Source organism: Arcobacter sp. ISO1, from assembly GCF_058105185.1.
Genome location: NZ_CM176573.1, coordinates 3100225 through 3117919 on the forward strand (window position 1 = coordinate 3100225; position 17695 = coordinate 3117919).

The window sequence follows — 17695 nt, forward strand, 5'->3', positions numbered from 1 at the left end:
GAAAGCTTAAAAGCTTTCCCATTCATCATTATTACTATTTTGAGGTTCTATAGTTTTAGTTTTAGAATACTCTTTTTTAGCTACAGGGGTTGATTTATTTTTTTTTGTTATAAACCTCACGCCCTCTTTCAAGTTTCAGCTCTTCACATTTATGAACTTTTATTTTGTCAATATAATCAAACACTTTTGTTGTACTATCTTCTATATTTCTGGCAATTAATGGAAGTCTTTCATCTCTTTTGTTTGCACTATCAACATTAATATATTCTTGAACATTTGAATGGACTTGTTCATGGGCTTTTAAGAACTCTTGCCAATCAGAATTGTTCGCATATGGTTCATTCTTGTGGGTTTCAATCCATTTACCTAAGTCACATTCATGGTGATTTTTTACTGTCCAATTTTTTCCATTTCCAAGTTTTACAAAATTTGTTTCTTTAAAGTTTACATGATCAAGTTTTAATTTTGTAGTATCAAAGACCAAATTCACATCACAAACACCACTTGATTTTGATTTATCAAATGAAGTTCTGTTAATAATAGCTACAAGCTGCGCAGATAATTCACTTAATGCCATAGCTTTACCTGAAACAGTTTCAGAGGCATTTGCATTTTCTTGAGTAGCCTTATCCAATTGATTTACTGCATCATTAATTTGAATCATTCCTTGTTTTTGTTCTTCAGAAGCTGTAGATACCTCACCAACTAATGCAGTAACATCTTGAACTCTTGTATTTAGAAGCTTGAAACTTTCAACCATAATATCAGCTGTTTCTTTACCCTCTTTTGTTTTTTCTTGGGCAAATGTAACAATATCTTTAATCTCTTTAGCTGCCTCTGCACTTCTTGCTGCTAGATTTCTAACCTCTTGTGCAACTACAGCAAAACCTTTTCCTACTTCCCCTGCCGTTGCTGCTTCAACAGCTGCATTAAGTGAAAGAATATTTGTCTGAAAAGCAATTTGGTCAATTATTGTAATTGCATCAACGATATCATTTGTAGCTTTATTAATCTCTTCCATTGAGCTACCAGTTTTATGTGCTAAATCATTGTCTTTTTTACTTGTATTAGATAATTCGCTTGAAATTTCTAACATCTTTTTTGTCTTTTCATCTGTTTGAGTAATTGTTGACGTAATCTCTTCAACAGCAGCTGCTGTTTCTTCTAATGATGCAGCTTGCTCAGTTGAAGATGCTGATAATTGCTCAGAAGTTGCGGCTAATTCTTCTGCATTATTTGAAACTCTTTTACTTGTATTATCAATCATAGATAAAATTTCAGAAACTGAACTTCCTAAAGCATTTGTTCCTTTAATTAATGAGCCTATATTTCCAGAACTTTTTGCATCAATTGTATAATCATATCTAGCATTACCAAATTCAATAAGTGCCTTTGTAACCATGCTAAGATTATCTTTTGTAATATCCAACATCTCATTAACTTTATTTTTAAAATCTTCAACTTGTGGAGAGTTTGCTTTTTCTTTGATATTATATGAATAAAAACCATTTTTTGTTTTTTCTATAATATCTATAGCTTCATTGATAACAACACCGTCTTGTTTAATACCATCTTCAATAAATTGTAAATAATTATTAAAACTATCAACGACATCACCAAGTTCATCGTTCGATTTTTTTGTAATTTTCATAGAAGAACTATTTGAATTTTTTGTTAACTCATTAATACCATTTTTTAACTCAGTTAAAGGAGTTATTACAATTTTTCTGATTGATAAGGTTATAAAAACTAAAATGAAAACTAAAAGTACTATTATTAAAACCAAGGCAGTGTTAATAATAGTTTCTGCATCTTCAACAGCAGAGTTTACATGCTTCATTGTATCTGCTAAAATTACTATACCTAACTCTTCTCCTCTAAAATCTTTAATAATTTCATATGTGTAAAGATATTTATCTGTAAGATATATTTTGTTTTTTAATAGTTCATCCAAGTTTATATTTTTTGCATCATTAAAGAAATCTTTGTTTATAAATTTTTGTGAGATTACATAATTAGTCTTATATATTAACTCCTCATTAAAAAGTTTTACTGAAGATTTTCTTTTATCCATTAAAAGTAAAAAACCTTTATCTTGTTTATTAAATATTTTTGCAACAGAGTTTAAGCCTTGAATAAATTCTAAAGAACCTAAGTGAGTTCCTTCATCCATAATTGGCATAACAGATCTAATAGATAATCCAGCTTTTCCAAGTTCAAAAGTATTAACAGCTTTTTTTGTTGAGTTTACTTGAACTACACTATGTCTAAAACTACTAAGGTCATCTCCAAATTTATCTGGTCTCCATGCCCTAAGGAAAGATTTATTATCTTTTGTGTGAATATGAACTTTTATATTTTTAAAATCAGTTGAATCTTTCATTGATTTACTAAGTTTAGACAAGGCTTTAATAGCAATTTCTCTATTATTTTCTTTTAATGATTTTTTTAACATACCATCATTAGCAATAGATACTGCATTTGAAATACCTACACCAAACTTTGCATTTATATTATCTTCAGACATATGCTGAAGACTCAATGTATCCCGTTCATAAACTTCATCTTTTAGGTGTGATTTTTGATACTGTAAAACTACAATTCCTATAATCAATGCAATTACAGAAACAATTGTAACTACAAGCCCTATTTTTTTACCTATTGTAAGATTATTCATACTATCTTCTCCCATGAAATAAACTATTTCCTCAATTATTTAATAAAAAAGTATACCTTTTTAGAATTAAAATATTATTATAATATATAGATTAAATTTATATACTTTTTATCTATTTTAAAGTTTCAATTTAAGACAAACTTTAAATTCAAATTAATTGCATATTAAACACTATTGAACTTTATTAAATAATTAATATTATAATTATTTTATACTTGAAATATAAAGTGTTATAAAAGAGGTTCTATTTTCTCTAGTTTATATGTAAAATTTTATTATTTTTTGAAGTATTAGAATTGTAAGAAAAATAAATTAAAAAGAAAAAGAAAGGAGTTATCCTTCACTTTTCTTTTTTTTAAATTATTATATTGCAGCTAAAGCAGCCTCATAATTAGGCTCTTCAGTAATCTCTGGACAAATCTCTTTATATGTTACAACACCATTTGCATCTGTAACAAAAATTGCTCTACAAGTAACACCTGCTAATGGTCCATCAGCAATTAAAACACCATATGCATTTGCTAATTCTTTATTTCTAAAATCTGAACCAACTTTTAAGTTTTCAATACCTTCTGTTGTACAAAATCTTCCCATTGCAAAAGGTAAGTCCATAGAAACTACTACAACTTCAGCATCTGAACTTGCTGCTTCTTCATTAAATCTTCTTGTTTCTGCTGCACAAACTGGAGTATCAAGTGATGGTACTACTACAATAACTTGAGCTTTTCCACCAACAGTTACTTCTGATAAGTCTTGTGCCACAACATTTACAACTGGAGCTTTATCACCTACATTTACTTCAGTACCCGCTAAATTAACAATATTACCTTTTAATTTAGTTGTTGCCATATTTCTTCTCCCTATTATTATAAATTTGAGTTTTTAATAAAACTTGAAAAATAGTATAACAAAATAAGATTAAGTTATTATAGAAAAAATTGAAAATTAACTACTTTTTAATCTTAATACTATTTTCTAAAAGCTCTATTTTTTGATCTTCTATAAGTTTTGTAAGACTTGCTTTAAAAGCTTTTTTACTTAATCCAAAAACCTCTTTAATATCTTCAGAATCACTTTTGTATGTAAAACCTACTTCTCCACCATTTTGTTCTAAGATTGATAAAACCTTATTTGGATTATCATCACTATTTTTTGCACCAATTTTTTGTAAAGAAATATCAAGTTTGCCATCTTCTCTCAAAGATTTAACAAAGGCTCTTTTTTTGTCTCCAATTTGAATGTTTTCAAAAATTTCATTATGGAAAATAAGACCTTCATACTTATTATTTACTATAACTTTAAATCCAAGTGGTGTTTTTATAAAAACTAAAACCTCAACCTCATCATTTTGGTTAAAACCATCTATAGCTTTTTCAAGTTTGAATTTTTCTGTTCCAATTAGTCTATGTGTTTTTTCATCTTCAACAACTTGTATCACTTTTTCATTTCCAACTTGGTATGTTGATCTTTGTTTATTTTTTGGTACTAATAAATCTTTTGGCAACCCCATATCTAAAAAAGCACCAAATTTTGTAATATCAACAACTTCTAAAGAAACAAAATCATCTTTCATAGCATATGGTTTTTGTGTAGTAGCAACTAATCTATCTTCACTATCTGTATAAATAAAAACTTCAATCTCATTACCTATTTGCATAGTAGAATTTACATAACAATTTGGTAATAAAACTTCTTCTTCATCCCCTGCAATCAAATAAAGACCTGGTTCAGACACACGATTTACTTTTAAAGAGTTTAACTCTCCTAAGATTATATTATTATTCATTTTTTTCCTAAAATTTTTGCTATGAATAGAGTTAGTACTCCAACCATAATAATTGATGCTCCTGAACTAATATCATAAAGATATGATATCATAAGTCCCAGAAGGGTAAAACTTGTAGCTAGTAAAGCACTTAAAGCCATCATAGTTGAAAGTTTTTTTGCAAACATCTCAGCTAGATATGTGGGTATGGTAAGAAGAGCAATTACTAAAATAAGCCCAACAACTTTGATTGCTGCAACTACACTAAGTGCAGCTAAAATTAAAATAAGTGTATAAAAAAACCTTACATTTATACCTCTTAATTTTGCAAATTCACTATCATAAGAAACTGATAAAATTTGTTTATAAAAAACTAAAACTAAAAAGACTATAAACATATCTAGTATACTTAAATATATTATATCCTCATTTGAAACAGCAATAATAGAACCAAATAAATAACTCATTAAATCTACATTATATCCAGGGGTCAAATCAACAAAAATAATTCCAATTCCCATACCAAAAGCCCACATTATGCCAATGATAGAGTCAATCCTACTTCGATTTTTTAAAGTAATTGCGGCAATTATAAATGCTGTAGTAACTGCAAAAATTGTTGCTCCAAAAAGCACAGGAAGACCAAGGAAAATTGCAAGACCAATTCCACCATAAGAACTATGGGCAATTCCTCCTGCTAAAAATGTAATTTTATTTACTACAACTAATGAACCAATAATACCAGCAGCAATTGAAACTAAAACTCCAGCAATTATTGCATTTTGAATAAAATCATATTGTAAAGCTTCTATCATCTATACCTCTCCATGGGTATGATTACAACAAACTTGTTTTTTCCCTAAAGCTGATAAAAGTTCAACTTCACATAGATGCTCATTTTGAGTATCAAAGGTTTGTTCAATATTTTTTAAGTGGTGATACACAAGATTCTTATTTACATGGGCAACATTTTTTGCATAATTCATAAGTACAGAGATATCATGACTAATAACAACTATGGAAATAGATTTATTTAACTCTTTTAGAAGTTCATAGATTTCAGTTTGACCTTTTACGTCAATACTTGCTGTTGGTTCATCAAGCAACATAAGCTTTGGATTTGAACAAAGTGCCCTAGCAATAAATACTCTTTGCCTTTGACCTCCACTTAAATCACCAATTTTACTACTTGCAAAATTTTCCATCCCCACTTGTTTTAGAGAATTCATTGCACATAAAACATCCTCTTTCCCATGTCCAAAAAAGGTTTTTTTCTTACCTACATGTCCCATTAAAACAACTTCTAAGGCTGTAATTGGGAAATCTGTATTTAAATTTGTATTTTGAGGAACATAACCAATAGAACTAATATCTACATTTCTTTTTATCAGCCCTTTTTTAGGTTTTAACAATTCAAGTATTAATTTAAGAAGAGTAGATTTTCCCCCACCATTAGGTCCAATAATAGCTAAGAAATCATTATCTAAAATATCTAAATTTATATCTTCTAAAACATAGTTTTTATCATAGGTAAAGAAAAGATTTTTTATCTCAATAATTTTATTCATATAACTCTTTAAGTATTGTAATTTCGGGAATTATACAATAATCATTACTCAATTTACATAAAATCTATATTTTTCAATAATACTTGCCCAAAGAGTACCTATATATTCATGCATTGCCAATTGGGTTTTTCTTACATTATTCGCATTTGGACTACTTAATATTTTAGGTTCTTTTTCTTGCAAAAAATCTGTTGGAGCAGCAATAGGATTTAAACCATTTTGTTTAAAAAGTTTCATGGCCCTTGGCATATGATATGCAGAAGTTACTAAAATAAAAGTTTTATTGCCTACAAAACTTTTTACATACTGTGCTTCTTCGTAAGTGTCTTTTACTTCCTCTTGAGTTAAGATATCTTTTTCATCTATTCCCATTGAAATAGCAACCTCTTTTGAGATAATAGCATGAGCTGTTTCGTCATCTCCACCATATCCTGAAACAATAAGTTTACCATTATCAAGTTTTTTAAATATTCTAATCCCTTCTGTTAATCTCATAAGTGCAGAAGAAGAAAGTTGAGAATGGGGTGAAATCTCTTTATTTGTATTATGTCCACTTCCTAAAACTAATACATATTCAATACTTGAATCAATATCTAAATAAGCTTTGTACTCATTTTCCAATGGTTTAATAAGTGCATTGGAAAAAGGTGAATATGAGATCAAAAAAAGCCAGAGAAAAGAGACACTTAAAAATAGTTTTGCTTTTTTATAACTTTTTGAAAAAAGAAAATAAAGACCCATGAAAAATAAAATCAATGAAATAGACAATGGCATCAAAAAAATAGATATTAATTTTTTTAAACTAAATAACAAACCCTAAACTCCTATTAATGCAGATGTATAACCAACTACACTCTTATCATCTTTAGTTATATCATAACTTGTACAATAATGTAAAAGTTGTGTTTTTAAATCTTTTTTAATGGCTGATTTAATTATAGCTTTAACTCCAACCTTTCCACATGCTTCACAACCTTGTTCAAACATCTCAAGGTTTTTTTCAACAATTGCATTTAAACAAATATTATCTAACTTTTTTGCCTCATCTTGTGAATAAAAATGACTTAAATCGGTACTAATGATAATAAAATTTTCTTCGTCTTCAAGAAGGAAATCTGTTAAAAGTGATAATTTGTTAAAATCTAATTTCCCATAAACAATCTCTATAATCTTTGAATTTTCAAAATAGTTTTTTACAAAAGGAGCTTGTGTTTCCGTTGAATGTTCAAAGTGTAACTCCTCCTCAAAATGTAAAAAATTATATTTTTCTTTTAGTTTTAAAGAATACTCTTTGTCTATTTTTATATTTCCCATGGGTGTTTCAAACTCATCATATAAAGCAATTGAAGCACCATCTATAAAAGTTCTGTGGGATGGCCCAATTACAATTGCCCTTTTAAAGTTTTGCTTTGAAGATATACAAGAAGATAAATTATAAGCTAAGTTTGCAGTAAAACCACTGTAGATATAACCTGCATGGGGAACAATCACTGCCCTAGGTTTAATATTGATTGGTTTTTCTAGTTTAAAACTTTTATTGAAATCATCTATAAACTTTAAAATCTCTTCCTTTGAATTTGGATAAAAAGAGCCTGCTACTACAGTTTTTCTTTGGGTCATTTAAACACTCCATATATTTCTTGATTACACTTTGGGCATTTGCCATCAACTAGTTTTGAAGATTGCACTTCAAAATATTTTCTACTAATTAAACTTTCATTACATTTGGGACAAGAAGTTATATTATCAAGTCCTGCATTTCCAATATAAACATAATTTAATCCATACTCTTGTGCAATTTGTTTTGCCATAAATAAGCTCTCAATTGAAGTTCTAGGAAGAGACAACTCCTTAAAATCAGGATGAAAAGCTGAGATATGCCAAGGTATATCAACTCCTAAATTTTCTTTTATCCATTTTACCATTTTTATTATTTCTTCTTTTGAGTCATTTCTAGTTGGGACTAAAAGTGTAGTGATTTCTAAATGTATACCATTTTTATCAAAAGTGATTAGATTTTCTAAAACTTGATTTAAATTCCCACCAAGTTTCGTTTTATAGTATTTTTCATCAAAGGATTTTAAATCAACATTTATTGCATCAATAATACCTTTCATATCTTCTATTACTTCAACACTTTCAAAACCATTACTAACAAAAACCGATTTAATACCTTTCTTTTTAGCTTCTAAGGCAATATCTTTTGCAAATGGATAAAAAATAGTTGGTTCATTATAAGTATATGAAATAGATTTGCACTCATTTAAAGATGCTATCTCAACTATTTTTTTTGGGTCTATATAGTTTGAAGTATCAATATTTTTTTCTTGGGAAATACCATGATTTTGACAAAAATTACAATGAAAATTACACCCCACCGTTCCCAAAGAAAGTGAGTTTGAATTTGGCAAAAAATGGTATAAAGGTTTTTTTTCAATAGGGTCAATATTAAAAGCACTAATATGTCCATAAACCAAACACTCAATCTCTTCACCTGTGTTTTTATTTACCCCACAAATCCCTACTTTATCTTTATCGATTTCGCAATAATATGAGCAAAGAAGACATATATATTTTCCATTGTCTTTTTTCTCATAATAATTCATTCTAACTACTTATTTTGATTGCTTCATAGGTATGGATTTTAGGAAGAGCCGGTAAACTATGGGGAGATAATCCAGCTTTTTGGCACAAATGAACCATAAAATCATTAAAAATTGGTAACTGTTCCCAAACTTGAGGAAGAAAAGTTGCTTTTTTACCTTCTAATTCTAAAATAACACCGTGTTTATTTGGGATTAATTTTGTTTCTAAATCTTCAAAACTATCATATTCTAAAGGTTCAGGTTTTGTTAGGATTGAGATTTCTATATCAGTTTTTTCAAACTCCTCTTGTGTAAGTTCTAAAAAACGTGGATCACCAAAAGCTGCTGCTATTGAGTTTGCTATTAAATCATCTATTAAACTTCTTCTTGCTTCTAGGGAACCTATACACCCCCTTAATCTATGATCAATTGTTAAAGTTACAAAACAAGCTTGTATTTCACCTAAAAAAGGATTTTCTTTTAAAAGTTTCTCTTTATCAACTTTTACCTCATCATGGAAATTTGAATTAATTGCAGTTTTTGCAATTTCTAAAAGTAAAGCCTCATTCATAAACTATTCCTTTTTTATAATTTTGTTATATCTTTAATTGCATTGATAAACTTATCATCATAGTTTAAACACTTACAAACTTTATAATCTACTATACCTATTTTATCAGCTTCCTCTTTATATTCAATGCTTAATTCAAAATCTGTTTCTGAATTATCAACAATAAAGGCGATTGGATAGATTAATACCTTTTGGTCTTTATATTTTTCAAGTTCACTATCAAGAGATGGTTCAAGCCATTTCATAGGACCAACTTTAGATTGATAAGCTAAAGAGATAGATTTAAATTTTATATCTTGATTGGCTAAAATCTCTGATAAGATTTTTACATGTTCATTTACATGTTTCTCATAAGGATCACCTGAATCAACAATTTTTTGAGGTAATCCATGGGCAGAAAAAATTAGATTATATTCATTTGGATTTTCAACCGTATTTTTAATAGTATCTACTAAAGCTTCATTAAAAATTTTGTTTTGGTAAAAAGGATCTATAACTTTAATATTAAATTTTCCCTTTGCCACCTCTTCAAAATCTTCAACAGATGATTTTGTTGTTGTAGTTGAATATTGTGGATATAAAGGCAATAAAACCACTTCTTTTATCCCCTTTTGCTCTAAATCCTTTACAACTTCACTTGCAAAAGGTGGAGTATATCTCATAGCTTGATAAACACAAATATCTTCAAACTCTTCATTTAATCTATCTACTAACTTTTCAGTTAAAGGGTTAATTGGGGATTGATTTCCAATCTCTTCATAGTTCTTCCAAGCACTATTTAATCTTGAGCTTACTATAAATTTTGCAATAATTGATCTTAAAAAGTTGCTTTTTACAGTCAAAATATTTTTATCATTAAACATATTTGTTAAAAACATTTTTAATTCATTTTTATTTCTAGCTCCACCCATGTTTAAAAGTATTAATGCTTTAGTGCATTGTTTAGTCATCTATTTCTCCAAAATCTTATTTAAATTAATTATATCATCACTGCACCAAGTTGCAAGTGACATGTCGTGTGTTATTAAAAGAATAGCACAATTTTCAAGTTGTTTTATTATCAACTGCATAACTTCCCTTGCAATAATATTATCCAAGGCCGAAGTTGGTTCATCAACCAAAAGTAAATCTGGTTTCATAAGTAATGCTCTTAAGATTGAACACCTTTGTAGTTGTCCCCCAGAAAGTTCATGGGGTTTTTTCTCCAAAAGTGATTTTTCTAAAGTTAAAAGTTTACATTTACTATTAACTTCCTCTTCAAAATTTAAGTTTTTTAGATTTAGTACATCTTTTATTTGCTCAATTATTTTAAAAGAGGGATGAAAAGAACTATATGGATCTTGATAAATTGAGCTAATATTTGAGACACTTATAGTTCCTTTTAAAGGATTTAAATTTCCACTTATTAATTCAAAAAGTGTACTTTTACCACTACCACTACTTCCAACTATCGATACAAGTTGTCCCTTTTGTAAACAAAGGTTAAAATCTTTGTAAATTAATTTATCTTTGTTATAGCCAAAATTTAAATTTCTTATTTCTAATACTGTGTTATTTTTCATCATTTTTCCCATTAAGTAGATGATACTATATTAAAAAATAGTTTAAAAGATAAGTAAGCTATAAATGAAAAAGATTATCATTATAGATACCCGATTAAATCGATAATGTAAGTTAAATAAAAGCTAAAAGTGCTAAAATCTTATTTTTATATTTAAGGAGAGATTGAATGAAAAAGATTGTTTTAGGAACAATGATTGCTGCTGCATCTTTAATGGCTGCAAGTTTTGCACCATGTGCTGCATGTCACGGAGCTACTGCTGAAAAAGCTGCTTTAGGTAAATCACAAATCATTAAAGGTTGGCCAGTTGAAAAAACTGTTGCTGCTTTAAAAGGTTATAAAGATGGATCTTATGGTGGAGCTATGAAAGGTGTTATGAAAGGTCAAGTTGCAAGACTTTCTGATGCTGACATTGAAGATTTAGCAAAACAAATCGCTGCATTTTAATTAGCGGTTATTCCTAAAAAGAAGTGAACTATTATTGTAGTTCACTTTTTTTTTGCTCTTTTTTTACTGAAGTCTTACTCTCTTTTTTCTTATCCTCTTTTCTTCTAGCATCATTTAAATCATCTTCACTATCGAATAAAAGTCCTCCCATCATCTTTTCACTATCATCGAACATCCCTTTTTTTGCACCCCAAATAAACATACCTAAAACTGCAAAAGAGACAATAAGTCCAACCATTAGCATCATAAAAAGTGTATCATTAATCATTCTTTTTCCTATTTTTTCATTTTTATTCTCATTGAATTTGCGACAACTAAAAGTGAACTTAAACTCATTGAAGCTGCTGCTACAAGAGGTATTACTAATCCTGCCATTGCTAAAGGAATAGTCAGCATATTATACACTAAAGATAGTAGTAAGTTTTGTTTTATAAATTTAAATGTTCTTTTTGATATTTCAAAGGCTTCTTTTAAACTTGTTAAGGAATTATTTAAAAGAACTACATCTGAAACTGAAATTGTTACATCTGCTGAATTACCCATTGCTACGGAAATATCAGAACTAGCTAAGGCAACAGAGTCATTTATTCCATCACCAGCCATAATAACTGTCTTATTTTTCTCTTTTAATTTTTTTATATACTTTGCTTTTCCAATTGGGTCAACATTTGCTACAAAATCACTTATGCCAACTTTAGATGCAACTTTTTTTGCAACATCTTCATTGTCACCAGTTAACATAATTACATCAATATCATTAGCCTTTGCATAAGAAACTAATTCTTCTGCATCTTCTTTAATCTCATCAGATAACTCAAAAGTAGCAATAACCCTTCTATTTATTGCAAAAATATAAATAGAGTTTGAACTATCAAATTTATAATTAATTTTATTTTCCCTTAGAAGTTCAATATTACCGCCTAAAAGATGAAAAGTATTCCCTTCAATATTTTCATATTTTCCAATCATTCCCTTTGCTTGAATATTTTTAACACCATTGATATTTTTTAATTGAAGATTATTATATTTTGATTCTAAATATTTTTTTACAGATTTAGAGATTGGGTGAGTTGATGATTCAAGTAATGAATATAAAAGATTTAATTTATGTATATTCTCATCTTTTATTTTTGCTTTTTTTACTTTTAATTCACCTTTAGTAATAGTTCCTGTTTTATCCAATACTAAAGTGTCTGCTTTCGCTAAAGTTTCAATAAATTTTGCTTCTTTAAAAAGTAAACCTTTTTTTGCAAGTTCTGAAATACCAATTAAACTTGCAATTGGAGTTGCTAAGGCTAAGGCACAAGGACAAGCAATTACAATAACTGAAATTGCAACAATAAATGATTTCTCAAAATGATCAGTTCCTTCATAATCAAAACCTAAATCAATTCCAAAGAAATACCAAACTAAAAAAGTTAAAATAGATAAAGTTAGAATTGAAACTGTAAAGCTTTTTGAAACTTCATTTGCTTTATATTCAATTTCAGGCTTAGAACTTAATGATTCTTCAAGTAATGTAACAATAGAACTAAGTGTTGAATCTTTGTATGTTTTTGTTGCTTCATATCTAATAAGTGAATCATTATTGATAGTTCCACTAAAAATAGTATCTCCCATTTCTTTATACACAGGAATTGATTCACCAGTTAAACTTGATTCATCAAAACTTCCTTCTCCTGAAGTTATAACACCATCAATACAAACTTTCTCTCCACTTCTTATCTCAATAGTATCACCAACTTTGATATTATTTAGTGCAATAGTTTTTTTAACTCCATTTTCCACAATTGTAGCTTCAAGGGGAATGGAACTTTTTATTTTATCTAAAGTATCAACGGCACTTTTTTTACCAATAACTTCAAGATATTTTCCAACTAAGACAAAGGTGATTATCATAACAACAGAGTCAAAATAACTTTCTCCTTTAGCTCCAAACATCACAAATACTGAATAGATATAAGTTAAAGATGCCCCGGAACTAACCAAAAAGTCCATATTTAAGATTTTGTTTCTTAATCCAAAAAATGCACCTCTAAAGAAAATCCAACCAGAATAAAACAAAACAGGCGTTGCTAAAATAAACTCTGCTACATGGATATAATCTCTAATTTTATCATCAATACCTGTAAAAAAACCAGTATATTTTGCAACTGCAAGCATCATTATGTTCATACTTGCAAAAACTGCAATCATCATTCTAATAAAATATTCTCTTTTTGATTTTACAGCTTGTTCATCAGCTACACTTGCATCATAAGCATAAGCGTTATATCCTATACTTCTAATTTTTAAGATTATTTCAGATAATTTTATCTTTTCATTATCCCAAATAATTTTTGCTTTATTGTTTGTAAAATTTATATCTGCGCTAATTATTCCTTCAGTTTCATATAAAACTTTTTCATTTAACCAAACACAAGCTGCACAATGTATTCCTTCAATAATCAAATCAATTTGTTTAAATCCATTGTCGGTTTCAGAAATAAATATATCTTCAAAACTTTTTGTATCAAACCTTTGTACATCGTCATTTGTTTCAATTGGGGGAGAGATTGTTTTGTTCCCTAACTTGTCATAAAATGATTCAAGTCCATCATCTTTTAAAAGATGGTAAACACCTTGACAACCTTTGCAACAAAAGTTTAAATCTCCCTCTTTAATCATTACACCATCATCAAATGATAAATGACAGTGATTACATTTAACTTTACCCACTAAATTTCCTAAATAATTTTTAAATAACTAATATTTGATAATTTAATATATATCTAATTGATAGTATAATATTATATCCTAATAAGTTTGGAGTAACTCTTAATGATTAACAATGTATCAATTCTAAAAAATATCACAATTCTATATGCTGAAGATGAAGTAGCATTAAGAGAAATTACCTTAAATATCCTTCGAGGTTTTACAAAGAAACAATTTGTAGCTGAAAATGGTGCACAAGGACTTGATCTTTTTAAACAAAACGAATCTGAAATCGACCTAATAATTACAGATGTAAATATGCCAATAATGAATGGATTGGAAATGATTAGGGAGATAAAAAAAATAAATCCTCATATTCCAATTATCGTTGCAACAGCATTTTCTAATACAGAATACTTGCTTGAGGCTATTGATATTGGTGTAGATAAATATGTATTAAAACCAATCGATATGAAGAAACTTTTACAACTTATGAGTCAATCTTTACTTTACCATGAATTAAAAGATTTATATACAGATAACCTAACACATCTTCCAAATAGAAATAAGCTAAAAAAAGACTTAGAAAACTCAAGTGAAGATTTAATGGCAATTATAAATATTGATAAGTTTTCAACTATTAATGATCTTTTCGGTGAACACAATGGCGATAAAGTTTTAATCGAATTTGCAGATGCGCTAAAAGAGTATTTTTCAAGTCATGAATTTATCTTATATAGAATTGAAGCCGATAAGTTCGCAGTAATTTCTAAAAATTTTGAAATGGATGTTGATAGCTTCTATGATTTATGTAAAAAATTTGAAGAGTTTATAGAACAAGACCCTGTTTATATTGATGAGCATGAGATTGATTTAAATATAACCATTGGTATTGCAAAGAGTGATGCTAATAATGCCTATAAATATGCCCAAAGAGTTGTAACTTATGCTAGAAAGAAATTCGAGCCTATTTTAATTTATAATGATTCTTTTAATATCCAAGAATCCTTTGAAGAAAACATCAAATGGATTAAAAAAATCAAAACTGGTGTAAAAAATGGAGATTTCAAAGGGTATTTCCAACCAATTGTAGATACTAAAACAAAAGAGATTTATAAATATGAAGCTTTGATTAGATACATAGAAGAGGATGGAACGGTTGTCTCTCCTTATACTTTTTTAAACATTGCAAAAAAAGCTAAGCTTTATCCTCATATTATTAAAATCATGTTAGATGAAGCTTTTAACTTAATAAAAACAAAAGATAAAAGAGTTGCAGTTAATATCTCCTTTGAAGATATCGCTAGTGCAGTAACAATGAAACATATAAATAAAGTTTTAAAAGAAAATGCCCAATACACAAATTTATTAGAGTTTGAGATTTTAGAATCGGAAGAGATATCAAATTTTGAAGAGGTATTTAAGTTTATTAAAACAGTAAATGAATATGGTTGTAAAGTTGGTGTTGACGATTTTGGTGCGGGATATTCAAATTTTAATATGTTAGTAAATCTCAATATCTCATATGTAAAAATTGATGGTTCCTTAATAAGAAGTATAGATAAATCTGAAAATCAAAAAATTATTGTGAAAACTATTGATGAGTTTGCAAAGAAATTTGGTTTTAAAACTGTTGCAGAATTTGTATCTAGTGAAGAGATTTATGAAGTTATAAAAAATATTGGTGTTGACTTTTCTCAAGGGTACTACTTTGATGCACCCCTAAGTTATGATCAGATTAAATAACTAGTCAAGCCAGTTATTTAATGTTTCTTCTTTATCAAAAAGTTTTGATTTTACCCTAGCAATATTCGCAATTGAGATTAACTGTTTACTTGCTTTTTCTAAGTCATCATTTATTATAAAATAATCATATTTTTGGAAGAATCTTATTTCGCTTTTTGCATTTTGGATTCTTCTATCTATAACATCTTTTGAATCTGTACCCCTGTTTTTTAATCTATCTTCTAAATCTTCTAAACTTGGAGTTGTTATAAATACAGAAGTTACAACTTTATCCATCTTTTTTCTAACTATGTCATGACCTTGAACATCAATATCAAAGATTACAATTTTTCCTTCTTTTAAAGCTTTTTTAATAGGTTTAAGTGACGTACCATAGTAGTTTCCATGAACCTCTGCCCACTCTAAAAAATTTCCAGTTTTAATATCTTCTTGAAACTCTTCTCTAGATGTAAAAAGATAATCTACTCCATTTTTTTCACCAGATCTTGGTTCTCTTGTAGTAGTTGAAATTGAAAAATAATACTGATCAATTTCTTTGTAAACATTTTTTAAAAGTGTTGACTTTCCACATCCACTAGGACCTGAAAGAATTAAAATAGCACCCTTATTTTCCATTATTTATTCACCCTTAAACATAAAGTAACATTTACATCTTCTCCATTAGAAAGTCTGTCAATTACACCTTGATCAAACTTTTGTAAAAAAGGTTTAAGTTCAGAGATATTGTAATTATTTAAAATCAATTTTATTGGATCCTCTTTATTTTCTTCAAGATTAAACTCATACTCTTCAACTTCATTTAAAGCATCATCTATTATTTGATTTATATCTTTCCAATCATTTTGAGAAACCACTTCTGAAAAATCTAATTCTTTTTCTTCTAATAAATCAGTAATTTTATGTAATTCTTGATTGTCTAAGACACCGCCATTGTTTAATGAAGCAATTGTAACTATTGATTCATCATTATCTTCTTCTATAGTATCAGCAATATCATCTGCTAATGATTCCACATAACTTGAAATAACTTCTTCCTCATCAAATTCAAGCTTTTTAGGCTTGTTTTCTTCTTTTAAATCCTCTTTTATAAACTCTACTTGTTCTTTTAATAAACTTTCAAGGTGGTTTGGTAAAAAAGGTCTTTGAATGATAAAATCCCTTGATTTATCAAATGGCAATTCTTCACTTACAATTGCTGCTAGCTTTTTTGTATGTTGCTTTAGTCTATTGAAATCATCATCCACAAACTCTTCATCAATAATAATAAAATCTGCAGTTTCATTTATTGGCGATGAGTCTTGAACACTTAAAACTATATTTAGTTTTTTACAAACTAAAGTAAATATTTTTTCAATAATAGGAGTTTTTGTTACTAATATTAAATTCATCTATTTTAACTCTTTTAATTGTAAATTCTCAAGATTATAAACTTTATCACACTGCATTGCTAAATCATCTTCATGAGTAACAAGTATCATCCCTGAATCATTTTCTCTAACATATTCATGTAATCTATCCATAACTATCTGCGCAGTAGTTTTATCTAAATTTCCTGTGGGTTCATCTGCAAATATAATTTTAGGTTTTTTTGTTAAAACCCTAGCAATAGACAATCTTTGTTGTTGTCCACCACTTAATTCCCCAACGCTTTGATTGATTACAAAATCGATTTCAAGCTTTTTTAATAGCGTTTGATCAATCTCATTTCCACTTAAAAGTGTTGCAATTTTTAAATTATCATTTGCAGAAAAACCACGAAATAAATAATGCGCTTGAAATATTATACCGAAATCATCTCTTCTAATCTTTAAGAGAGTATTTTTATTTAGTTTATATATATTTTGATTATTAAAATTAACTTCACCAAATTTTGGTTCTAGTAAAGAGGATAAAATGTTTAATAAAGTTGACTTACCACTTCCACTTTTTCCAATAATAGCTATAGTTTGTTTTTCTTCTAATATTAAGTTTATGTTTTCAAAAAGTTTATAATCAAATTCGTGAGTTAAATTTTTAGCTTCTAAGAGTATTTTTTGTGCTTGAGTAATGGGTTTGATTGTTTTTTGATCTTCACCCAT

18 protein-coding genes are annotated in these 17695 nt (G+C 28.1%); 2 read left to right on the forward strand and 16 right to left on the reverse strand.

From position 1 onward, the window contains the following. Positions 1-94: 94 nt before the first annotated feature. The 11 genes from AC2TY9_RS15310 to AC2TY9_RS15360 all read right to left on the reverse strand — a co-directional run bounded on the left by AC2TY9_RS15310 (position 95) and on the right by AC2TY9_RS15360 (position 10728). The gene (locus AC2TY9_RS15310) at positions 95-2677 is read right to left on the reverse strand and encodes a methyl-accepting chemotaxis protein (protein ID WP_489778440.1); all 2583 of its coding nucleotides are present in this window, start codon (positions 2675-2677) and stop codon (positions 95-97) included. Positions 2678-3040: 363 nt separating this feature from the next. After that, the gene (gene tpx, locus AC2TY9_RS15315; protein WP_489778441.1) at positions 3041-3526 is read right to left on the reverse strand and encodes a thiol peroxidase; all 486 of its coding nucleotides are present in this window, start codon (positions 3524-3526) and stop codon (positions 3041-3043) included. A 100-nt stretch (positions 3527-3626) separates the two neighbouring features. Continuing rightward, positions 3627-4463, reverse strand: coding sequence for a CvfB family protein (locus AC2TY9_RS15320; protein ID WP_489778443.1), 837 nt, complete (start codon positions 4461-4463; stop codon positions 3627-3629). Beyond that, a complete protein-coding gene (locus tag AC2TY9_RS15325; RefSeq protein ID WP_489778444.1) occupies positions 4460-5257 on the reverse strand; it encodes a metal ABC transporter permease in 798 nt (265 codons plus the stop codon). Before AC2TY9_RS15325 ends, AC2TY9_RS15320 begins: the two co-directional genes overlap by 4 nt. Continuing rightward, complete coding sequence (locus AC2TY9_RS15330; RefSeq protein ID WP_489778445.1) at positions 5258-6010, reverse strand: metal ABC transporter ATP-binding protein; 753 nt, start codon at positions 6008-6010, stop codon at positions 5258-5260. 48 nt (positions 6011-6058) lie between these two features. Continuing rightward, complete coding sequence (locus AC2TY9_RS15335; RefSeq protein ID WP_489778446.1) at positions 6059-6823, reverse strand: ElyC/SanA/YdcF family protein; 765 nt, start codon at positions 6821-6823, stop codon at positions 6059-6061. Between the two features lie 3 nt (positions 6824-6826). Continuing rightward, positions 6827-7630, reverse strand: a complete 804-nt coding sequence (gene amrB, locus AC2TY9_RS15340) for an AmmeMemoRadiSam system protein B (protein WP_489778447.1) — start codon at positions 7628-7630, stop codon at positions 6827-6829. After that, positions 7627-8616, reverse strand: a complete 990-nt coding sequence (gene amrS / locus AC2TY9_RS15345) for an AmmeMemoRadiSam system radical SAM enzyme (RefSeq protein WP_489778448.1) — start codon at positions 8614-8616, stop codon at positions 7627-7629. Before amrS ends, amrB begins: the two co-directional genes overlap by 4 nt. A 1-nt stretch (position 8617) precedes the next feature. Further along, positions 8618-9166, reverse strand: coding sequence for an AmmeMemoRadiSam system protein A (gene amrA / locus AC2TY9_RS15350; RefSeq protein WP_489778449.1), 549 nt, complete (start codon positions 9164-9166; stop codon positions 8618-8620). A gap of 14 nt (positions 9167-9180) precedes the next feature. After that, positions 9181-10116, reverse strand: coding sequence for a ferrochelatase (gene hemH, locus AC2TY9_RS15355; RefSeq protein ID WP_489778451.1), 936 nt, complete (start codon positions 10114-10116; stop codon positions 9181-9183). Next, complete coding sequence (locus tag AC2TY9_RS15360; RefSeq protein ID WP_489778453.1) at positions 10117-10728, reverse strand: ATP-binding cassette domain-containing protein; 612 nt, start codon at positions 10726-10728, stop codon at positions 10117-10119. Between the two features lie 167 nt (positions 10729-10895). On the opposite strand from AC2TY9_RS15360, the gene AC2TY9_RS15365 reads away from it, so the two are divergent. After that, positions 10896-11174, forward strand: coding sequence for a c-type cytochrome (locus AC2TY9_RS15365; protein WP_489778455.1), 279 nt, complete (start codon positions 10896-10898; stop codon positions 11172-11174). Between the two features lie 31 nt (positions 11175-11205). Here AC2TY9_RS15365 and ccoS read toward each other — a convergent pair whose 3' ends face one another. Both ccoS and AC2TY9_RS15375 read right to left on the reverse strand, forming a co-directional pair. Beyond that, the gene (gene ccoS, locus AC2TY9_RS15370) at positions 11206-11442 is read right to left on the reverse strand and encodes a cbb3-type cytochrome oxidase assembly protein CcoS (protein WP_489778457.1); all 237 of its coding nucleotides are present in this window, start codon (positions 11440-11442) and stop codon (positions 11206-11208) included. A gap of 8 nt (positions 11443-11450) precedes the next feature. Beyond that, the gene (locus AC2TY9_RS15375; RefSeq protein WP_489778459.1) at positions 11451-13892 is read right to left on the reverse strand and encodes a heavy metal translocating P-type ATPase; all 2442 of its coding nucleotides are present in this window, start codon (positions 13890-13892) and stop codon (positions 11451-11453) included. Between the two features lie 102 nt (positions 13893-13994). On the opposite strand from AC2TY9_RS15375, the gene AC2TY9_RS15380 reads away from it, so the two are divergent. Then, positions 13995-15617: an EAL domain-containing protein gene (locus AC2TY9_RS15380; protein ID WP_489778460.1), complete on the forward strand. Its 1623-nt coding sequence runs from the start codon at positions 13995-13997 to the stop codon at positions 15615-15617. On the opposite strand, the gene gmk is transcribed toward AC2TY9_RS15380, so the two are convergent. Genes gmk through AC2TY9_RS15395 form a run of 3 tightly spaced genes read right to left on the reverse strand, consistent with a single transcriptional unit; the run spans position 15618 to position 17695 of the window. Beyond that, complete coding sequence (gene gmk, locus AC2TY9_RS15385) at positions 15618-16232, reverse strand: guanylate kinase (protein ID WP_489778462.1); 615 nt, start codon at positions 16230-16232, stop codon at positions 15618-15620. After that, positions 16232-17005, reverse strand: coding sequence for a hypothetical protein (locus tag AC2TY9_RS15390; protein WP_489778464.1), 774 nt, complete (start codon positions 17003-17005; stop codon positions 16232-16234). The genes gmk and AC2TY9_RS15390 overlap by 1 nt, the downstream gene beginning before the upstream one ends. Continuing rightward, positions 17006-17695 (reverse strand): ABC transporter ATP-binding protein, encoded by a 690-nt coding sequence (locus tag AC2TY9_RS15395; RefSeq protein WP_489778466.1) that lies wholly within the window; start codon positions 17693-17695, stop codon positions 17006-17008.